This window comes from Pseudomonas sp. Irchel 3A7, from assembly GCF_900187565.1.
GTDB lineage: Bacteria > Pseudomonadota > Gammaproteobacteria > Pseudomonadales > Pseudomonadaceae > Aquipseudomonas.
Window position 1 is genome coordinate 14333 of record NZ_FYED01000005.1, and the last position, 18989, is coordinate 33321.

Sequence of the window (18989 nt, forward strand, 5' to 3'; positions counted from 1 at the left end):
CCAGCTTCGGCACACCTTCCAGATAGCCATGAACCGAACCGTTGGTGTTGCGCACGTCGAAGAAGCCTACAACCGGTTTCATGGTGCCGGTGATCGGGCTGAAGCTCATGTCCTGATCCTTGTTGACCAGGTCGGCGTCAGTCGGCACCACATAGAAACCATTGGTCGGTACATGGGCGACCAGGCTGATGGAGTGACGGGCTTCACCGGCGGCAAATGCCACGGAGGAGCTCAAAGCCAGAACAGCCAGTGGGGCAGCGATTGCAATTTTCTTGAACATCGTTCAGTACCTGTTTTCTTTAAAGGATCGGTTCATTGAAAGTTCAAACAACGCCTACCCAAAGGTTGTGTTGGTTTGGACTTTCAACGCCGGGGCATGATCGACTGTTCGACCTGGAAAGTAAGCAGGCAACTTCCGACGATCGCGTAGTTCAACTACTTCGCAAGCGGAAAGAAAAAAGAATGAATAACAGAAAAACAAAACAGCAGCTGTAAGTTCTACCTTACATACAGTTTTCAGTTAAAAACCATACAGCAATCTCGACGACTGAATACGGGAACATGAGCCTTCTTTAGAATATTAGCTCCAATTAAATAGAGTGATGGCTTTAACTTTCAAGTTTGCGATCGAGTCGAAAAATAAAAAATGGAATGCATGGCTGGAATCAGGATTTTCGTCGCCCTGCCAACCGCCATTCGTCGCCAAATGTAATTCATTCTCAACAAAAGTCTTGCTTCGCACGCAAGATATATCTTACGTTGTATCTAAATACGACGAGAGCACGCAGCCAATGAGAGACCATTATTCCCCCCACCGCGAGCACGGCGACAGCCGTGACGGCTTCGAGAAACGCCACGGCCGTGAACGCGGCGGTCGAGGCCCGCGAGTATTTGCTCCCGGCGATCTGAAATTACTGCTGCTGGCGCTGATCGCCGAGCAGCCCTGCCATGGCTACGACCTGATCCGCCAGATCGAAGGCATGTTCGATGGCGCGTACAGCCCCAGTCCCGGCGTGATCTATCCGACCCTGACGTTTCTGGAAGAAAGCGAAATGATCCTGGGCGATGCCGAGGGCGGGAAAAAACGCTACAGCGTGACCGACGCCGGACGGCATTCGTTGATCGAGCAGGCGATCGCGCTGGATGGCGTGCGCATGCGCATCGAAGTCAGCAAGCGCTCATTGCGCGGCCATGACCGCCCGCCGGAGATCCATGAAGCGGTGCATAACCTGCGCCATGCCTTGCAAATGCACCACGGTCGCTGGAGCCCGGAAGAAATCCTGCGGGTACGCGACCTGCTCAACAACACCGCCAAAGCCATCGTCGACGGCCCCGCCGTGACGCCTGTTCAGGAGAGCGCCGAATGACCGAGATCATCGACCCGACCCAAACCATTCACCGTGTGATGCATGAAATCAAACGACGTCGCCTGCAAGTCCTGCGTGTAGTCGATCTGACCCCGCGCATGCGTCGGATCACCCTGGGTGGGCCGGAGCTTGCGGGCTTCGTCAGTCTGGGCACGGATGATCACGTCAAGCTGCTGTTCCCGCAGAACGCCGAACAGGCTGCCGCGCTGGAAAACCTGGTACTGGGCGCCGGCAAGAATGACGGGGCAATGCCGCCAATGCGCGACTACACCCCGCGCCGCTACGACCTGGAAAAACGGGAGCTGGACATCGACTTCGTGCTCCATGGCGACGGCCCGGCCTCGACCTGGGCCGAACAGGCCAGACCCGGCCAGTTCCTGCACATCGGCGGGCCACGGGGTTCGATGATCGTGCCGGACATTTTCGACAGCTACCTGCTGATCGGCGACGAAACCGCCCTGCCCGCCATCGCCCGCCGCCTGGAAGGCCTGGCGGCCAATCGGCGCGCGCTGGTGATTGTGGAAGTGGAGAACGGCAAGGAACAACAAGCGCTGGAGAGCGCTGCCCAGGTCAATGTGATCTGGGTGCTGCGCGAAGGCGGCAAGGATCATTTGCTGACCACCGTGCGCCAGGTCAAGGTTCCGACCGGCAGCCTGTATGCCTGGGTTGCGACCGAGAGCAAGGTATCGCGGCAGATTCGCCGGGTGTTGCTGGATGAACATGGCCTTGATGATCAATTCGTCAAAGCGGTGGGCTACTGGCGGATGGGTGACAGCGACGAGGAGTAACTTCCTCACTAGCCCCTTCGCGAGCAGGCTCGCTCCCACAAGGGGCCGGTGTACGCTGATCCAATGTGGGAGCGAGCCTGCTCGCGAAGGCGATGCTACAAACGCTACAACTCCATGCCTTTGCCACCACGCCAGCGATCAACCCCGATCATCAACAGAGCAATCACCACAAACCCCACCAACATCCCACCCGCATTGATAAACACCTGTGGATAACCCAGTTTATCCACATCAATGAACGGGTACGGGTAAGTCGCCAGCAGATGCCCGCGCAACAACGCATAGCCGAAGTACACCAGCGGATAAATCAGCCACAGCGCGACATGCCGCAGCCGCAACGTCCCCTTGGACACCCAGCACCACCAATAGACCAGAAACAGCAGCGGCATGACGTCATGCAGCAACTCATCGGCCAGCCATTGCCAGCCTTCGGGATGCCATAGATGGCGCAGCAACAGGCTGTAGGCAATGCCGACCACGGCGATGCTCACGGCAATGCCACTGCTGACCCACGGCTGTAAAAACCAGCGCCGTGCGGCCGATTCGCGGGACGTCAGTTCACAGGTCAGAACGGTCGCCACCAGGGTATTGGTCAGCACGGTGAAGTAGCTGAAGAAGCTCACCAGCCCGCCCAACAGGCTGGCGGCCAGAGTCCAGCGCGAGTAGAAAATCAGGTACAGCTGAATGCTCAATCCGGCCCAGCCAAGGATGGCGGCCACGGCAACATATCGACGTCGCGCGACTGACTGTTTGACCATATTCAGAGCGGACGCTTGGTGCGCATCAACTTCACGTACAAGCGCTCGACCTTCTCCCGCGCCCATGGGGTTTTGCGCAGGAACGTCAGGCTCGACTTGATGCTCGGGTCACTCTTGAAGCAGCGGATGTCGATGCGCTCGGCCAGCCCCGACCATTCGTAGTGTTCAACCAGGGCGTTGAGGATTTGCTCCAGGGTGACGCCGTGCAGCGGGTCGTGGGTCTGTTCGGTCATGCCGGGCCTTCAGCGATGTAGGAATGGGAAGCCGCGCACCTTAGCCGAGGGCTTCGTTGGGGGGAAGCGGTCTATTAAATGTAGGTGAACCGCGACAACTCTGTGGGAGCCTGCTCGCGAAGAAACCAATGATGCGGCTTGGCATCTGGACTCACGCGTTATCGTTCACCCCCTTCGCGAGCAGGCTCGCTCCCACAGTGGACAGCAGTCATCCGCCTCACTGTTACCAAATCCGAAACGATGCATGTCTGTAAAAGCCCTTTCTCTATTTGTAACAGAACATTATCCTTGCGCACGCTTTAGCTGAAACGCTTCCGCCAACACCTTCAGTTCTGCTGTTTCCGTTCATTCCCCAGAAAAAGATCAAGAATGCCCGATTTGCAAACCTTGAAAGACAGCGCTGTCTTTACGCCTGTCATTCGTCAAAAATCCCTGAGCCTCATCGGCGGATTCACCGCATTGAGTCTCGCCACCTGCGTCCAGGCCACCCCGGCCTTCGATAACAACTCACCCTGGATGCTCGGTGACGGGAACGGCACGCGCAGCGAACTGGCGAAGAAAGGCTACGACTTCAAGGTCGACTACACCGGTGAAATGGGTAGCAATCTGCACGGCGGCTACGACCATGACCGGACGGCGCGCTACAGCGACCAGTTCGGCTTCGGCACGCATCTGGATTTGCAGAAGATCCTGGGCTGGGACGACGCGGAGTTTCAGCTGACCATTACCGAGCGCAGTGGCAACAACATCAGCAACGACCGCATCAACGATCCGCGAGTCGGCGGTTTCACCTCGGCCCAGGAAGTCTGGGGGCGCGGCCAGACCTGGCGCTTGACGCAGATGTGGTACCAGCAGAAGTTTTTCGACCAGAAGCTGGACATCAAGGTCGGCCGTTTTGGCGAGGGCGAAGACTTCAACAGCTTCCCCTGCGACTTCCAGAACCTGGCGTTCTGCGGCTCCCAGGTGGGCAACTGGGTCGGTGACATCTGGTACAACTGGCCGGTCAGCCAGTGGGCGCTGCGGATCAAATATCACCTGACGCCTGAACTGTACGCACAGGTCGGTGCCTATGAGCAAAACCCGTCGAATCTGGATCGCGACAACGGCTTCAAGCTCAGCGGCAGCGGCACCCAGGGCGCGATCCTACCGGTGGAAGTGGTGTGGACGCCGAAGTTCGACGGCCTGCCGGGGGAATACCGCGCCGGTTATTACTACAGCAACGCCAATGCCACCGACGTCTACAAGGATAGCCATGGCCAGCCCGCCGCCCTGAGTGGCGAGGCTTACCGCAGCGCGTCGAGCAAGCACGGTGTGTGGCTCGGCATCCAGCAGCAAATCACCAGCGTCGCCAGCGATCACAGCCGGGGTTTGAGCGTGTTCGCCAACGGCACGATGCACGACAAGAAGACCAACGCCATCGACAACTACGTCCAGGCCGGTGTCGTCTACAAAGGTCTGTTCGATGCACGCGCCAATGACGACATCGGCTTCGCCCTGGCCCGCGTCCACGTCAACCCGGCCTATCGCAAGAACGCCGAGGCGACCAACCAGGCCCACGCCGTTTTCGACTACGACGATCCGTCGTTCCTGCCGCCCCAGGACACCGAATACAGCGCCGAACTCTATTACGGCGTGCACGTCACGAATTGGCTGACCGTGCGCCCGAACCTGCAATACATCCGCCACCCCGGTGGCGTGGACCAGGTCGACGATGAGCTGATTGGCGGGATCAAGATCCAGTCGTCGTTCTAAGAATTACGCAAAAACCTGTGGGAGCGAGCCGGCTCGCGAAGCGGCCATCACATCCAACATCAGCGTCGGATGACACACCGCCTTCGCGAGCAGGCTCGCTCCCACAAGGGACCGCATCGACAGAACACCTTTTAGCTGAACCATGCCCACACAGGATCATCATCTACAGTGAACCTGCGCGGGACTCATCAAAACTTCACGGAGAACCACACTATGAGCACTGAGGGTGCTTTGAGTCGAAGCCGTCTGCTGCCGAGCCTGCTCGGTGTCCTGCTTCTGCTAATGGGCCTGGCCATGCTGGCCGGCGGTATCAAGCTGAGCCTGCTCGGCGGCTCGCTGTATTACGTGCTGGCCGGTATTGGCCTGACGCTGACCGGCGTCCTGCTGATCGCCGCCCGCCGCGCTGCGCTGGGCCTGTACGCATTGGTGCTGTTCGCCAGCACCGTCTGGGCACTGTGGGAAGTCGGCCTCGACTGGTGGCAACTGGTGCCGCGTCTGGCCATGTTGTTTGCCCTCGGCATCGTCATGTTGCTGCCATGGTTCCGTAGTCCGCTGTTGCGCGCCGGTGCAGCACCGATGGGCACGGGTGCGCTGAGCGTGGCCGTGGTCATCGCCGGCGCCACTGCGCTGGCCAGCCAGTTCACCAACCCCGGTGAAATCAAGGGACAACTGGACCGCGACAGCGTCCCGGGCATGACCAACACCGCGCCTGCCATGCCGGACGGCGACTGGAACTCCTACGGCCGCAGTGCTCACGGCGACCGTTACTCGCCATTGGCACAGATCACCCCGCAGAACGTGCACAAGCTGGTGCCGGCCTGGACCTACCGCACGGGTGATCTGCCAGGGCCGAACGACCCGGGCGAAACCACCGCCGAAAACACCCCGCTGAAAGTCAACGGCATGCTCTATGTCTGCACGCCGCACAGCCAGGTGATTGCGCTGGACCCGGACAGCGGCAAGGAAATCTGGCGTTTCGATCCGAAGCTCTCGACGCAGAACGCGGCGAACTTCAAGGGTTGGGCGCACATGACCTGCCGTGGCGTGACCTATCACGATGACGCGGTGTATGCCTCCGAACAGAGCCCGACCGGCAGCGCCAGCGCACCGGTGGCCAGCATCTGCCCACGCCGCATCTTCCTGCCCACCGCCGATACCCGTCTGATTGCCCTCAACGCCGACACCGGCAAGATGTGCGAAGACTTCGGCGACAAGGGCCAGGTCGACCTGCGCGCCAACATCGGCGGCTTCACCGCCGGCGGCTACTACTCCACCTCGCCTCCCGCAGTCACCAAGGACCTGGTGGTGATTGGCGGGCACGTCACCGACAACGTCTCCACCGACGAACCGAGCGGTGTGATCCGCGCCTTCGACGTGCACACCGGCAAACTGGTGTGGAACTGGGACAGCGGCAACCCGGACGACACCACGCCGATTGCCGAAGGCAAGGTCTACACCCGCAACTCACCGAACATGTGGTCCATGTTCGCCGTCGATGAAAAACTCGGCATGCTCTACCTGCCGATGGGCAATCAGACCCCGGACCAGTTCGGTGGCGCGCGCACCCCTGAGTCGGAACTGCACGCCGCCGGCCTGACCGCCCTGGACATCGCCACCGGCAAAGTGCGCTGGCACTTCCAGTTCACCCACCATGACCTGTGGGACATGGACGTCGGTGGCCAGCCAACCCTGATGGACCTGAAAACCGCCGATGGCGTGAAGCCGGCGGTACTGGCCTCCACCAAGCAAGGCAGCATCTACGTACTGGACCGCAGCAGCGGCCAGGCCATCGTACCGATCAATGAAGTGCCGGTGCCGCAAGGCGCGGTGGAAGGCGACCACACGTCGCCGACCCAGCCGAAATCCGACCTCAACCTGATGCCGCCACCGCTGCAGGAACGCGACATGTGGGGCGTGACCCCGTTCGACCAGCTGATCTGCCGGATCGACTTCAAATCCATGCGCTACGACGGTCCGTTCACCCCGCCGTCGTTGCAGGGTTCGATCGTGTATCCGGGTAACTTCGGCGTGTTCGACTGGGGCGGTATCTCGGTCGATCCGGTGCGCCAGATCGCCTTCGTGAACCCGAGCTACATGGCCTTCAAATCGAAAATGATCCCGGCCGCCGACATCGCCGCCCAAGGCCCGCGCAAAAGCGAAACCGAAGGTGTGCAGCCGAACAAGGGTGCGCCGTACGGCGTGATCCTCGAAGCACTGCTCTCGCCAATGGGCCTGCCGTGCCAGGCGCCGGCCTGGGGCTACGTGGCCGCCATCGACCTGACCACCCAGGAAAAAATCTGGATGCACAAGAACGGCACCGTGCGCGACAGCTCACCGGTTCCGATTCCGCTGAGCATGGGCGTGCCAAGCCTGGGCGGCACCTTTACCACCGCCGGTGGCGTCGGTTTCCTCAGCGGCACCCTCGACCAGTACCTGCGTGCCTACGACGTGAAAAACGGCAAGCAACTGTGGGAAGGCCGCCTGCCGGCCGGCGCGCAGACCACACCCATGACCTACACCGGCAAGGACGGCCAGCAATACGTGCTGGTCGTTGCCGGCGGTCATGGTTCCCTGGGCACCAAACAGGGTGACTATGTGATTGCGTACAAACTGTCGGAATAGTTTTTAGCGACAGCAGAACAAAGGGCGACGCTCCGTAAGGGTGTCGCCCTTTTTTTTGAATGCCTCATCGATAAAGGATCAATCGCCAATCGATCTAAATAACTGTCAACTCTGACAGTAGCTGCTCATTTCTTTTCTGCGCATCCTCAATTGCACGCACGCAAAAGCGTGCCCGTATAACTGAGGTGCAAATGACGTCCCCAAACCGAAATGTCACTGGCTGGATCGAGGCACTGGCCGAGGGTGAAATCAAACTGCACTAGTTGCCAAAGGCTTTTTCCCACGACGAAGCGGCCTACATCCGTCGCGAAGCTTTGCAACGTATCCGCGGAATGTCGCTCCACACCATCGGTAACTACACCTTCGATGCAAAACCGGCCAAATGCGAGAACTTCATCGGTGCCATTCAGATTCCGGTGGGTGTCGTCGGGCCCGTGCTGATCAAGGGTCAAGCGCTTTGCGCCAGTGAACCGGTATTCGCACCGTTGGCCACCACGGAAGGCGCATTGATCGCCAGTGTCTCCCGAGGTTGCAGTGCACTGCATGCCGCTGGTGGCGCGGTGGTGCCATCGGTATCACCTGTATCGAACCCCGCGAGCATGGCGCCGTCTACGCCTCAATCCTGTTGCCCGACACACCGTTGGGCACCGTCGGCGGTGGTACCGGCCTTGGCACGCAATCGGAGGCCCTGGCGTTGATGGGCATCGTGCCCGGCGAGAAAAAACCCGGGATGGATGTGCTGCGCCTGGCAGAAATACTCGGCACCCTGGTGTTGGCGGGTGAATTGTCGATCATGGCTGCGCAAGCGTCTCACAATCTGGTCAAAGCCCATGTGCAACTGGGACGTTGACGGATGATCGCCATTCAAGCCAGCGCCCCGGGCAAAATCATTCTGATGGGTGAGCACGCCGCCCTGCATGGATGTCCGGTGATCGCCAGTTCCCTGGGGCTGTATTGCAATGTCCGGGTACATCCGCGTCACGACGGACAGATTAAACTGAGATTGCCCGACCTCTCGATCCAGCGGGTTTACGACCCTCTGCAACTGGCGGATTACACCCTGCAAGTGCGCCAGGCGTGGAAGCACTATGTGAGCGATCCAACATCCCGGACCTTTGCTCAGGTCAAAGGCCAGGACCTTGATCACGTGGTCAAATGCTCCATCGGAGAAATCCTGCTCAGGTTGGCACCGCAGGACTGGCGTGGATTCTCTCTGCGGGTGCGATCACAGATTCCTGCCGAAGCCGGGTTCGGCAGCTCCGGCGCTTTGGCGGTTACGCTGGTGGCGGCACTGCTGCGGCTCTTCAGGCTGCCAGCGATGGACAATCCAGTGCAATGTCTGGCGCAAACCATTGAGCGCTATGTCCACGGCCAGTCTTCCGGGATCGACCACAACACCAGCCTGCATGGCTCGGTGGTCGAGCGGCGATCAGACGGGGAAGGTGGTTTCAACCTGACTCCATGGCCCATCGAAAACCTGAGCGTACTGCACGGATTGCAGCTCTATCACACCGGCGCCGCCCGCGAGAGTACCGGACAAGTGGTCGCCGCCACTCGACACAGGCTGGCAGGCAAGGGCAATCCACTGCTGGCCAGCATGTGTCGCAACACTGAGCGCTTTTGCTCGCTCTTGCAGCAAACGCGTCCGATGCCTGAAACACTCAAGGCCGTGTTGCGCGACTATGAAGCCGATCTGGAAAAACTGGGTGTCGTTCCAGCTGCCGTTGCCGAGGTGATTCGCGCCATAGAAAGGGCCGGAGGCGCGGCAAAGATATGTGGCGCCGGTGCGCTTTGCGGGGAGAGCGCCGGAGCGCTGCTGGGGGTGGGTGCCCCGGCGCTGCCGGAACTGGCGCACTACCGCAGGATTGATGCAGCACTGGGGGTGAGCGGCCTGGAGATCACTCAGAAATGAACCGAATCACCGTCTCATCCCCCAGCAACATTGCATTGATCAAGTATTGGGGCATGAGCAATGAACAGCTGACGCTCCCCAACAACGTTTCGCTGTCCATGACCCTGAGTCAGTGCGTCAGCCTTTGCACGATGGCACCGCTGCCCATTGGCTCAACCGATGAGATCCTGTGGAGAACCCGCGAGGGCACACTGGTGCCCGCCAACGCCTCTTTGCGCTTCGGTATCGAGTATCACCTGGGGCAACTGCGCCAGCACTTCGATCACTGGCACCCCCTGCGCATCGCCACCAGCAACAGCTTCCCCACCGGAGCCGGAATCGCTTCGTCGGCGGCTGGCTTCAGTGCCCTGGCCATGGCCTTCGCCCTGCTGTGCGATCAGAACTGCGATGCCGCGCACATCAGTGAACTGGCACGTTTGTCCGGCTCAGGTTCGGCGTCACGGTCGGCGTTCGGCGGATTTGTCCAGTGGCCAGGCGATGCCCGACAGCTTGCAGGGCCGGCACAAGCCTTCGCTCCGGCGCAGCACTGGCCGCTGTGTGACCTGATTGCCGTGGTCGACGCCAGGCACAAGAAGGTCAGCTCCCGCCAGGGTCATCATCTGGCCTCCAGCAGCCCTTTTTACCGAGCCCGTCTTGATCTGTTGCCAGACCGCCTGAACACCGTGCGCCAAGCCATTCTCAACCGTGACTTCACTGCATTGGCCGACGCCGTGGAGTGCGAAGCCATTGAAATGCACATGATCGCCATGACGTCCCAACCGCCGGTTTTCTATTGGCAACCGACAACACTGACGCTGCTTGAACGGGTTCGCCAACTGCGCGGCGAAGGGCTGCAGGTGTGTGCCACGATGGATGCCGGCCCCAATGTGCATGTGCTCTGCACCCTACAGCACCGGTCGCAGGTTTTTGCCGCGTTGAGATCGCTACCCGGCGTCGTTCGGTGGATTTTCGATCAAGCGGGCGACGGGCCCCGACGGCTGGAACATCATCTGTTTTAAGTGACCACCGGGACCGCCCCAACCAAAGTACCCAGCTAACCTGTCTATCTACTGAACATACCCTCGAATGATTCAGTAACCCCCAAGCATCATTGAAACCACCGCCAACCTGCCCCATCTAAGACCCATACCCATTGCGCAGGTGCCCCCATGAGCGACCAGCAGGAATTCCCCGAAGACTCCAGCGAATACGCCGACCCGGAAAACGCCCACCACCACACTCCCGGCAAAGGCCTCGCCCTGCCCGGCCAGAATCTGCCGGACAAGGTCTACATCATCCCGATCCACAATCGACCGTTCTTCCCGGCCCAGGTGCTGCCGGTCATCGTCAATGAAGAACCCTGGGCGGAAACCCTTGATCTGGTCAGCAAATCCGAGCACCACTCCCTGGCCCTGTTCTACATGGACACACCCCAGGACAATCCACGCCACTTCGACACCTCGGCCCTGCCGCTGTACGGCACCCTGGTCAAGGTGCACCACGCCAGCCGCGAAAACGGCAAACTGCAATTCGTCGCCCAGGGCCTGACCCGCGTCCGGCTCAAGACCTGGCTCAAGCACCATCGCCCGCCGTACCTGGTGGAAGTCGAATACCCGCACCAGCCCACCGAGCCGACCGATGAGGTCAAGGCTTATGGCATGGCGCTGATCAATGCGATCAAGGAACTGCTGCCGCTCAACCCGCTGTACAGCGAAGAACTGAAGAATTACCTCAACCGCTTCAGCCCCAACGACCCATCGCCGCTGACCGACTTCGCCGCCGCGCTGACCTCGGCCACCGGCAGCGAACTGCAGGAAGTGCTCGACTGCGTGCCGATGCTCAAGCGCATGGAAAAAGTCCTGCCGATGCTGCGCAAGGAAGTCGAAGTCGCGCGCCTGCAAAAGGAAATCTCCGCCGAAGTGAACCGCAAGATCGGCGAGCACCAGCGCGAGTTTTTCCTCAAGGAACAACTCAAGGTCATCCAGCAGGAGCTGGGGCTGACCAAGGACGACCGCAGCGCCGACCTGGAACAGTTCGAGCAGCGACTGACCGGCAAGGTACTGTCGTCGCAGGCGCAGAAGCGCATCGAAGAAGAGATGAACAAGCTGTCGATCCTCGAGACCGGTTCGCCGGAGTATGCGGTGACCCGCAACTACCTCGACTGGGCGACCTCGGTGCCGTGGGGCGTGTATGGCGAGGACAAGCTCGACCTCAAACACGCGCGCAAGGTGCTGGACAAACACCACGCAGGCCTCGACGACATCAAGGACCGCATCCTCGAATTCCTCGCGGTCGGTGCCTATAAAGGCGAGATCAGCGGTTCTATCGTGCTGCTGGTCGGCCCGCCGGGCGTGGGCAAGACCAGCGTCGGCAAATCCATCGCCGAGTCCCTGGGCCGGCCGTTCTACCGCTTCAGCCTCGGCGGTATGCGCGACGAAGCCGAGATCAAGGGCCACCGCCGCACCTACATCGGCGCGCAGCCGGGCAAACTCGTTCAAGCGTTGAAAGACGTCGAAGTGATGAACCCGGTGATCATGCTCGATGAAATCGACAAGATGGGCCAAAGCTACCAGGGCGACCCGGCGTCGGCGTTGCTGGAAACCCTCGACCCTGAGCAGAACGTCGAATTCCTCGACCACTACCTTGATCTGCGCATGGACCTGTCGAAAGTGCTGTTCGTCTGCACCGCCAACACCCTGGATTCGATACCCGGCCCGCTGCTCGACCGCATGGAAGTGATTCGGCTGTCGGGTTACATCACCGAAGAAAAAGTCGCCATCGCCAAGCGTCACCTGTGGCCCAAGCTGCTGGAAAAGGCCGGTGTCTCCAAAGGCAGCCTGAGCATCAGTGACAACGCGTTGAAGGCCTTGATCGACGGTTACGCCCGTGAGGCCGGCGTGCGGCAGCTGGAAAAACAGCTCGGCAAACTGGTGCGAAAGGCCGTGATGAAATTGATCGATGAGCCGAACGCAGTGATCAAACTCGGTCCGAAAGACCTGGAAGCCTCCCTCGGCCATCCGGTGTTTCGCAACGAACAAGTCCTGTCGGGCACTGGCGTCATCACCGGACTGGCCTGGACCAGCATGGGCGGCGCGACCTTGCCGATCGAAGCGACGCGGATTCACACGTTGAATCGCGGATTCAAACTCACCGGGCAACTGGGTGATGTGATGAAAGAGTCGGCGGAAATCGCCTACAGCTACGTCAGCTCCAATCTGAAGTCGTTCGGCGGCGATCCAAAGTTCTTCGACGAAGCCTTCGTGCACTTGCACGTGCCGGAAGGCGCAACACCCAAAGACGGCCCAAGCGCCGGCGTGACCATGGCCAGCGCCCTGCTCTCGCTCGCCCGCAACCAGCCCCCGAAAAAAGGCGTGGCCATGACCGGCGAACTGACCTTGACCGGGCATGTACTGCCGATTGGCGGCGTGCGCGAAAAGGTCATCGCGGCGCGGCGGCAGAAGATTTTCGAGTTGATCCTGCCGGAGTCGAATCGCGGGAGTTTCGACGAACTGCCGGATTATCTGAAGGAAGGGATTACCGTGCATTTCGCCAAGCGCTTTGCGGATGTGGCGAAGGTGTTGTTCTGACAATTGGCTCATAGTAAACCACCTGTCGGAACTGATAGTTCTGACAGGTGGCACTGCTTACATGCACTGCTAAAACGGTTGCTCATACCTCAATCAAGTGTGAGCAACCATGGCGAACACGCAATTACTCCCACCCGTCCTTTCGTATCCAACAGAAGGGGCGACCGTTGAAAAACTGGAGTTGAAGGGGACTGGCGTAGCAGGTGCTGTCATACAGCTGCAATCGAACTTTACGCAACAAGGTACCTGGCATGACGTTGGTACGGTCGAGCAGGACGGCACCTTCAGCATCTACCTCAGCCGAAGTTTCTATCTCGTTCCGAAGAATGCCGAGATTAAGGTACGGCAGAAAACATGGTGGCCCGACGAAACCTCCGAACCGACTGAAATCATTTCATTCGAAAAGTTGCTCGAACGACCGGTTTTCACAAAGCCCACTGCGGGGGGCTCACTTCCTCTACTTGATCAAACTATCAAAGGGACAGGGCATCATGCCCAGACTCGGGTTGACATCGAGTTAACCAGAGTGAGTCCTTTGCCCACGGCCACTTACAAAACCAACGTTGATCCTGATGGCGCTGGTGGGTGGGAGGCAAAACCTGGATGGGCACTGTTACCCGGCGCATACAAGATGAAAGCAATGCAAACCTATTGGCACTTTGATGGGGTAGAGCACAAATCGAACTGGACTGACGATATGGCCCTTACTGTTGCGTGACGCGTCCTTTATGTTTCTGGAGAACATCAGCAGCAGGCTGGATATTACAGTCCATTTCGCCAAGCGTTTGCGGATGTGGCGAAGGTGTTGTTCTGACAGCGTTGTAGCGCCTGCGTCATCGCTTTCGCGAGCAGGCTCGCTCCCACATGTGGTTGCAGTGGTGTTCACAAATTTTGTGCCTACTGCAATCCCTGTGGGAGCGAGCCTGCTCGCGAAGGCGTCGGCGCTCACAACGCCAATTCCCGCACCTGTCACAATTTGTCTCACCTTCAGTTATGCTCGCCGTTCGTCGAGAACGCCGGAGCCACAGACCCTATGTCCCCCACCCGCCTGTTTGTCCCTATTGCCCTCGCGCTGCTGGCCGCCTGCGCCACGCAACCGAAGCACAACGTGACCGTGGAAAAACAAAGCGAATGCCCGATTAAACTCACCAGCGGGCAAAACCTGATCCTGACCCTGCCAAGCAACCCGACCACGGGCTATCGCTGGGCCATTCAGGATTCGGCCGGCGGCGTGTTGCGTGCACTGGGGCCAGAGGTTTATCGAAACCCGGAAGATGCCGGTGTTGTGGGCGCGGCCGGCGTCTCGACCTGGCGCTTTCAGGCCTTTGCACCCGGCACCGCACGCTTGCGCCTGACCTCGCAACAGCCCTGGGCACCGGAAGTGCTGCCGGTGGAATCCTTCGACTGCGCGATTTCGGTTAACTGACCATGGGTTGGCTGATTCTGGCGCTGATGGGCGCGGTGACGTTTCTCTACGGCCTGAGCGTGCACGCCTCGCTGCTGTGCCTGTTGGTGAAACCGTTGCCGGTACTGGCCTTGCTCGGCTGGCTGCACGACGCGCCGCCCAGCGACTATCGGCGCTGGATCAGCCTCGGCTTGATCTTCTCCCTGATCGGCGATGTGTTGCTGGCGTGGCCGGGGGATTTGTTTGTGTTTGGCCTGGGTGCGTTTCTGGTTGCGCATCTGGCCTATCTGAAAGCGTATTTGAGCGACTGCCGCCGGTTGGCGCTGTTGCCGCTGATTATCGCCCTGGGAGTCGGGGCCGTTCTGCTGGGGATTCTGATTGCCCACGGATTGGGGCCGTTGCTCATCCCGGTGATCGTCTACGGCCTGGCCATCAGCGCCATGCTGTGGCGAGCGCTGGCCCGGCTTGGCACCGATGTGCCCAAACGCTCCGCGCTGCTGGCGGCTGCGGGTGCCGTGGCATTTGTGTTCTCGGACAGCGTGATTGGCATCAGTCGCTTTGTGATGCCGTTCGATGCCGCGCCCTATGTGATCATCCTCAGTTACTGGTTGGGGCAATGGGGGATTACCGCCTCTGCCTTTGACTCAAAACCGCGCTGAACGCTTCGCGAGCAGGCTCGCTCCCACAGGTACAGCGCAGTCCATGTGGGAGCGAGCCTGCTCGCGAAAGCGGTTTATCAGACAACCCGCGCATCCCCCCGCCAACTTGGCTAAAATGCCGGCCTTTTCATCGACACCGCTGGAACCGCCGTGAGCAAAGAATCCGATCGCCTTTTCGCCCAGCCTTTGGCCCAGGTGCCTGACTTCGCTTTTAACGAGGACGTGGTGCGGGTGTTCCCGGACATGATCAAGCGCTCGGTGCCAGGTTATCCGACCATCGTGGAAAACCTCGGCGTGCTCGCCGCGCAGTTCGCCCAGCCCAACAGCGTGCTGTACGACCTCGGCTCGTCCCTGGGTGCCGTGACCCAGGCCTTGCGTCGGCATGTGCGCACCGACGGTTGCCGGGTGATCGCGATGGATAACTCCGCGGCGATGGTTGAGCGCTGCCGCGAGTACCTCAACGGCCAGGATTCGATGTTCCAGGAGTTACTGCCGGTCGAGGTGATCGAAGGTGACATCCTCGCCCTGCAATTCCAGCCGGCCTCGGTGGTGGCGCTGAACTTCACCTTGCAATTCATCGCCCCGGATCAGCGCACCGGATTGCTTTCGCGCATCCGTCAATCGTTGTTGCCCGGCGGCGCGTTGATCCTCTCGGAAAAGCTGCGTTTTGAAGACGAACAGGAACACGCCCTGCTGACCGACCTGCACATCGCCTTCAAACGCGCCAACGGCTACAGCGAACTGGAAATCGCCCAGAAGCGCAGCGCCATCGAAAACGTCATGAAGCCCGACAGCCTCGAAGAACACCGCGAACGCCTGCTGGCCGCCGGGTTTTCGAAAGTCGTGCCGTGGTTCCAGTGTCTTAACTTTGCCTCGTTGATTGCCTTGCCATGATTGATCTGTCCCCCCTCGCCCGCCGTCTGGCGGGAACACCTTTGGCCGATTGGGCCAACACCCTGCAAGCGCAACTCGACAAAAAAATGGAAAAGGGTCACGGCGACCTGGAGCGCTGGCAAAGCGCACTGGATGCCTTGCCGAAGATCCAGCCGAGCGAAGTCGATTTGCTCAACGGCCTGAAGCTGGACACCGATTGCGACGATGAAACCCGCGCGCAGATGCGCACGGCGCTGATGGGCCTCTCGCCATGGCGCAAGGGGCCGTTCGATCTGTTCGGCGTGCACGTCGACACCGAATGGCGCTCGGATTGGAAATGGTCGCGGGTCGCGCCGCACCTGGATCTGCAAGGCAAGCGCATTCTCGATGTCGGCTGCGGCAACGGCTACTACATGTGGCGCATGCTCGGCGCCGGTGCGGACAGCGTGATCGGCGTCGATCCGAACTGGCTGTTCTTCTGCCAGTTCCAGGCGGTACAGCGTTACTTGTCCGAACCCAATGCCTGGCACCTGCCATTTCCTTTTGAAGACCTGCCGCCGAATCTGGAAGGTTTCGACACGGTGTTCTCAATGGGTGTGTTCTACCACCGTCGCTCGCCGATCGAGCACTTGCTGGCGCTGAAAGATTGCCTGGTCAAGGGCGGCGAACTGGTGCTCGAAACCCTGGTGGTCGAAGGCGACAAACATCAGGTGCTGGTGCCGGAAGATCGTTATGCACAGATGCGCAACGTGTGGTTCCTGCCCTCGGTGCCGGCACTGGAATTGTGGCTGCGCCGTGCCGGGTTCACCGATGTGAAATGCGTGGATGTGAGCGTGACCACGGTCGAGGAACAGCGCGGGACGGAGTGGATGAAGTATCAGTCGTTGAGTGATTTCCTCGATCCGGAAGATCACAGCAAGACCATCGAAGGGCTGCCGGCACCGATGCGGGCGGTCATCGTCGCGAAGAAGTAAATCTCTCAAACACCGAGTAACCCTGTGGGAGCTGGCTTGCCAGCGATGGCGTCGGCACATCCAGCATTGATGTCGACTGATACATCGCTATCGCTGGCAAGCCAGCTCCCACAAGGATTGGGGTCGTTACCTAGATTGCGGGTTTTGCTCTTCGGGCCTTGAAGAACTCGCTCAAGACTGCACCACACTCCTGCGCCAATACCCCGCCCTCATACAACACCCGGTGATTCAAAAAACCCTGGGTGAAAAACTGCCCCTGGCTTTGCACAATCCCCGCCTTCGGTTCCAGCGCGCCATACACCACCCGCGCGATTCGCGAGTGCACGATCAACCCGGCGCACATGCTGCAAGGCTCCAGCGTCACGTACAGCGTGCTGCCCGTCAGACGGTAGTTGCTCACGGCCTGGGCGGCGGCGCGGATCGCGACCATCTCGGCGTGGGCGCTGGGGTCGTTGCCGCTGATTGGGCAATTGAAGCCGCGACCGATGATTTCACCGTCCTGCACTAGCACCGCACCCACTGGCACTTCGCCAAGGGCGGCACCTTGCGCGGCCAGGGCCAGGGCTTCGCGCATGAAATCACGGTCACGGCTGCGGTCGATGATTGCGGCGGGTCGAATCTGACGCATCAGGCCACCTCGATCGCGGCCATCAGGCCGGTTTCCATATGGTCGATCACATGGCAGTGGAACATCCACACACCAGGGTTATCGGCCACCAGCGCCACTTGCGCGCGTTCGTTCTTGCCCAACAGGTACGTGTCGGTGAAGTACGGAATGACCTTGTGCCGGTTCGAAGCAATGACCTTGAAGCTCATGCCGTGCAGGTGAATCGGATGCTGGTACTGAGTCATGTTTTTCAATTCGAAAATGTAGCTCTTGCCCTTCTCAAGCTTGGCAATCGGGCGGTCGGCGCAGGTCTTGTCGGTGATGTCCCAGGCCTGGCCGTTGATCTGCCACAAGCTCGGCGGCCTGCCATTGTCAACGTTGACCGACACCGAGCCCACCCACTCGAAATTGAAGTTGAGTTTCTCGGCATTGGCCAGGTCCGGCTCGGCCACCGGGTTGGCAGGCAGTGCGGGGGGCCACTCGGTTGGCGCGTCGGTATTGGCCACTGAACGCAACGTGCCCAGGCGGACCGGACCGTTGCGCAAGGACAATTCTTCACCAGCCGGCGGTGCCTTGATCGCCAGGCAGATTCGCATGCCAGGGCCCAGCCAGTATTCCTTGCCCAGTGGCCGAGGCTCGATGGGATTGCCATCCAGCGCGTAGATCTGCGCTTCGACACCCGGAATGTTCAGGCGATAGGTCAGGGTGTTATCGAGATTGAGCAGACGCACGCGTGTGATCTGCCCGGCCGGCAAGTCGATGACCGCTTGCGGCACGCCGTTGATGGTCGACAGGCGCCCCGCCGTGCCGCCACGGGCCGCTTCACGAGGAATGCTGAAATCGACGAAAGCCCCCTGCTCATCGACATGCCAATTCTTCAGGCTCAAGGTTTTTTCGTACTTGAATCCGGTCGGCTCGCGTTCTTCGACAATCAGCGGGCCGACCAGCCCGCGGCCGAGTTCTTCACTGCTGCTGACGTGGGGGTGATACCAGTAGCTGCCGGCATCCGGCACGCGGAACTTGTAGTCGAAATATTCACCGGGCAGCACCGGCAACTGCGACACGTAAGGCACGCCGTCCATTTCCAGCGGCAGGCGAATGCCGTGCCAGTGGATGGTGGTCGCCACCGGCAGGTGGTTGATGAACCGTACCCGCAACCATTCACCCTGGCGTACCCGCAACTCGGTCCCCGGTGCCGACGGGCCGAACGCCCAGGCCGGGGTCTTGTGCCCGGCCACCAGTTCGACGTCCAACGGCGCGGCAATCAGCTCATAGTCGTGGCCCGCCTCGGCATCGGCCCGCTTGCCCAGCCAGTAACGCGCCGCGCCTCCCGCTCCGAAGCCAACGACAACAAGACCGGCCAGGCCACCGAGGATTTGGCGACGGGTAAAGGACATGAACTCAACTACCTCACGTTTCAGCGACAGGCCAGGGGCCTGGAAAAGGCGAATACGATACACCTGCGGTTGCGAA

Annotated in this window: 17 protein-coding genes and 1 pseudogene; 14 read left to right on the forward strand and 4 right to left on the reverse strand. The window is 60.2% G+C overall.

The window, feature by feature from the left end; genetic code table 11:
* Window positions 1–791: 791 nt before the first annotated feature.
* A complete protein-coding gene (locus tag CKW21_RS09450; RefSeq protein WP_095193717.1) occupies window positions 792–1367 on the forward strand; it encodes a PadR family transcriptional regulator in 576 nt (191 codons plus the stop codon).
* Window positions 1364–2155: a siderophore-interacting protein gene (locus CKW21_RS09455; RefSeq protein ID WP_095193718.1), complete on the forward strand. Its 792-nt coding sequence runs from the start codon at window positions 1364–1366 to the stop codon at window positions 2153–2155. The genes CKW21_RS09450 and CKW21_RS09455 overlap by 4 nt, the downstream gene beginning before the upstream one ends.
* 104 nt (window positions 2156–2259) lie before the next feature.
* Here the strand turns inward: CKW21_RS09455 and CKW21_RS09460 are convergent, their stop codons facing one another.
* Window positions 2260–2913 carry a Pr6Pr family membrane protein gene (locus tag CKW21_RS09460; RefSeq protein WP_095193719.1) on the reverse strand — a complete coding sequence of 218 codons (654 nt, stop codon included), beginning with the start codon at window positions 2911–2913 and terminating at the stop codon, window positions 2260–2262.
* Between the two features lie 2 nt (window positions 2914–2915).
* A complete protein-coding gene (locus CKW21_RS09465) occupies window positions 2916–3146 on the reverse strand; it encodes a VF530 family DNA-binding protein (RefSeq protein WP_095193720.1) in 231 nt (76 codons plus the stop codon).
* Between the two features lie 369 nt (window positions 3147–3515).
* Here CKW21_RS09465 and CKW21_RS09470 point away from each other — a divergent pair, with 369 nt between their 5' ends.
* The 12 genes and pseudogenes from CKW21_RS09470 to cmoB all read left to right on the forward strand — a co-directional run bounded on the left by CKW21_RS09470 (window position 3516) and on the right by cmoB (window position 16909).
* Window positions 3516–4898: a carbohydrate porin gene (locus CKW21_RS09470; RefSeq protein ID WP_095193721.1), complete on the forward strand. Its 1383-nt coding sequence runs from the start codon at window positions 3516–3518 to the stop codon at window positions 4896–4898.
* A gap of 213 nt (window positions 4899–5111) precedes the next feature.
* Window positions 5112–7520, forward strand: coding sequence for a glucose/quinate/shikimate family membrane-bound PQQ-dependent dehydrogenase (locus tag CKW21_RS09480; RefSeq protein WP_095193722.1), 2409 nt, complete (start codon window positions 5112–5114; stop codon window positions 7518–7520).
* A 332-nt stretch (window positions 7521–7852) separates the two neighbouring features.
* Window positions 7853–8019: pseudogene (locus CKW21_RS32275) on the forward strand (hypothetical protein); the annotation flags it as partial.
* 30 nt (window positions 8020–8049) lie between these two features.
* Entirely contained in the window at window positions 8050–8370 is a 321-nt protein-coding gene (locus CKW21_RS31640) for a hypothetical protein (RefSeq protein ID WP_095193723.1), read from the forward strand.
* A gap of 3 nt (window positions 8371–8373) precedes the next feature.
* Window positions 8374–9432, forward strand: a complete 1059-nt coding sequence (locus CKW21_RS09495) for a mevalonate kinase (RefSeq protein WP_095193724.1) — start codon at window positions 8374–8376, stop codon at window positions 9430–9432.
* Window positions 9429–10430, forward strand: a complete 1002-nt coding sequence (mvaD, locus tag CKW21_RS09500; RefSeq protein WP_095193725.1) for a diphosphomevalonate decarboxylase — start codon at window positions 9429–9431, stop codon at window positions 10428–10430. The genes CKW21_RS09495 and mvaD overlap by 4 nt, the downstream gene beginning before the upstream one ends.
* A 150-nt stretch (window positions 10431–10580) precedes the next feature.
* Window positions 10581–12998, forward strand: coding sequence for an endopeptidase La (gene lon, locus CKW21_RS09505; RefSeq protein ID WP_095193726.1), 2418 nt, complete (start codon window positions 10581–10583; stop codon window positions 12996–12998).
* A gap of 109 nt (window positions 12999–13107) precedes the next feature.
* Window positions 13108–13716 carry a hypothetical protein gene (locus CKW21_RS09510; protein ID WP_095193727.1) on the forward strand — a complete coding sequence of 203 codons (609 nt, stop codon included), beginning with the start codon at window positions 13108–13110 and terminating at the stop codon, window positions 13714–13716.
* A 315-nt stretch (window positions 13717–14031) separates the two neighbouring features.
* Entirely contained in the window at window positions 14032–14424 is a 393-nt protein-coding gene (locus CKW21_RS09515; RefSeq protein ID WP_095193728.1) for a protease inhibitor I42 family protein, read from the forward strand.
* A gap of 2 nt (window positions 14425–14426) precedes the next feature.
* Complete coding sequence (locus tag CKW21_RS09520; RefSeq protein WP_095193729.1) at window positions 14427–15062, forward strand: lysoplasmalogenase; 636 nt, start codon at window positions 14427–14429, stop codon at window positions 15060–15062.
* 150 nt (window positions 15063–15212) lie between these two features.
* A complete protein-coding gene (gene cmoA, locus CKW21_RS09525) occupies window positions 15213–15956 on the forward strand; it encodes a carboxy-S-adenosyl-L-methionine synthase CmoA (RefSeq protein WP_095193730.1) in 744 nt (247 codons plus the stop codon).
* Window positions 15953–16909 (forward strand): tRNA 5-methoxyuridine(34)/uridine 5-oxyacetic acid(34) synthase CmoB, encoded by a 957-nt coding sequence (gene cmoB, locus CKW21_RS09530; protein WP_095193731.1) that lies wholly within the window; start codon window positions 15953–15955, stop codon window positions 16907–16909. Before cmoA ends, cmoB begins: the two co-directional genes overlap by 4 nt.
* Window positions 16910–17039: 130 nt before the next feature.
* Here the strand turns inward: cmoB and tadA are convergent, their stop codons facing one another.
* On the reverse strand, window positions 17040–17537 hold the full coding sequence (tadA, locus tag CKW21_RS09540; protein ID WP_095193733.1) for a tRNA adenosine(34) deaminase TadA: 498 nt from the start codon (window positions 17535–17537) through the stop codon (window positions 17040–17042).
* The gene (locus CKW21_RS09545) at window positions 17537–18913 is read right to left on the reverse strand and encodes a multicopper oxidase family protein (RefSeq protein WP_095194064.1); all 1377 of its coding nucleotides are present in this window, start codon (window positions 18911–18913) and stop codon (window positions 17537–17539) included. Before CKW21_RS09545 ends, tadA begins: the two co-directional genes overlap by 1 nt.
* Between the last annotated feature and the right edge of the window lie 76 nt (window positions 18914–18989).

Excerpts from the sequence above, each read along its gene's own strand:
- CKW21_RS09520 (WP_095193729.1), top strand. The coding sequence starts at position 14,427 with ATGGGTTGGCTGATTCTGGCGCTGATGGGCGCGGTGACGTTTCTCTAC.
- mvaD (WP_095193725.1), top strand. The coding sequence starts at position 9,429 with ATGAACCGAATCACCGTCTCATCCCCCAGCAACATTGCATTGATCAAG.
- cmoB (WP_095193731.1), top strand. The coding sequence starts at position 15,953 with ATGATTGATCTGTCCCCCCTCGCCCGCCGTCTGGCGGGAACACCTTTG.
- CKW21_RS09515 (WP_095193728.1), top strand. The coding sequence starts at position 14,032 with ATGTCCCCCACCCGCCTGTTTGTCCCTATTGCCCTCGCGCTGCTGGCC.
- CKW21_RS09545 (WP_095194064.1), bottom strand. The coding sequence starts at position 18,913 with ATGTCCTTTACCCGTCGCCAAATCCTCGGTGGCCTGGCCGGTCTTGTT.
- CKW21_RS09455 (WP_095193718.1), top strand. The coding sequence starts at position 1,364 with ATGACCGAGATCATCGACCCGACCCAAACCATTCACCGTGTGATGCAT.
- CKW21_RS09450 (WP_095193717.1), top strand. The coding sequence starts at position 792 with ATGAGAGACCATTATTCCCCCCACCGCGAGCACGGCGACAGCCGTGAC.
- CKW21_RS09510 (WP_095193727.1), top strand. The coding sequence starts at position 13,108 with ATGGCGAACACGCAATTACTCCCACCCGTCCTTTCGTATCCAACAGAA.
- tadA (WP_095193733.1), bottom strand. The coding sequence starts at position 17,537 with ATGCGTCAGATTCGACCCGCCGCAATCATCGACCGCAGCCGTGACCGT.
- CKW21_RS09480 (WP_095193722.1), top strand. The coding sequence starts at position 5,112 with ATGAGCACTGAGGGTGCTTTGAGTCGAAGCCGTCTGCTGCCGAGCCTG.
- lon (WP_095193726.1), top strand. The coding sequence starts at position 10,581 with ATGAGCGACCAGCAGGAATTCCCCGAAGACTCCAGCGAATACGCCGAC.
- CKW21_RS09470 (WP_095193721.1), top strand. The coding sequence starts at position 3,516 with ATGCCCGATTTGCAAACCTTGAAAGACAGCGCTGTCTTTACGCCTGTC.
- CKW21_RS09465 (WP_095193720.1), bottom strand. The coding sequence starts at position 3,146 with ATGACCGAACAGACCCACGACCCGCTGCACGGCGTCACCCTGGAGCAA.
- CKW21_RS09495 (WP_095193724.1), top strand. The coding sequence starts at position 8,374 with ATGATCGCCATTCAAGCCAGCGCCCCGGGCAAAATCATTCTGATGGGT.
- CKW21_RS09460 (WP_095193719.1), bottom strand. The coding sequence starts at position 2,913 with ATGGTCAAACAGTCAGTCGCGCGACGTCGATATGTTGCCGTGGCCGCC.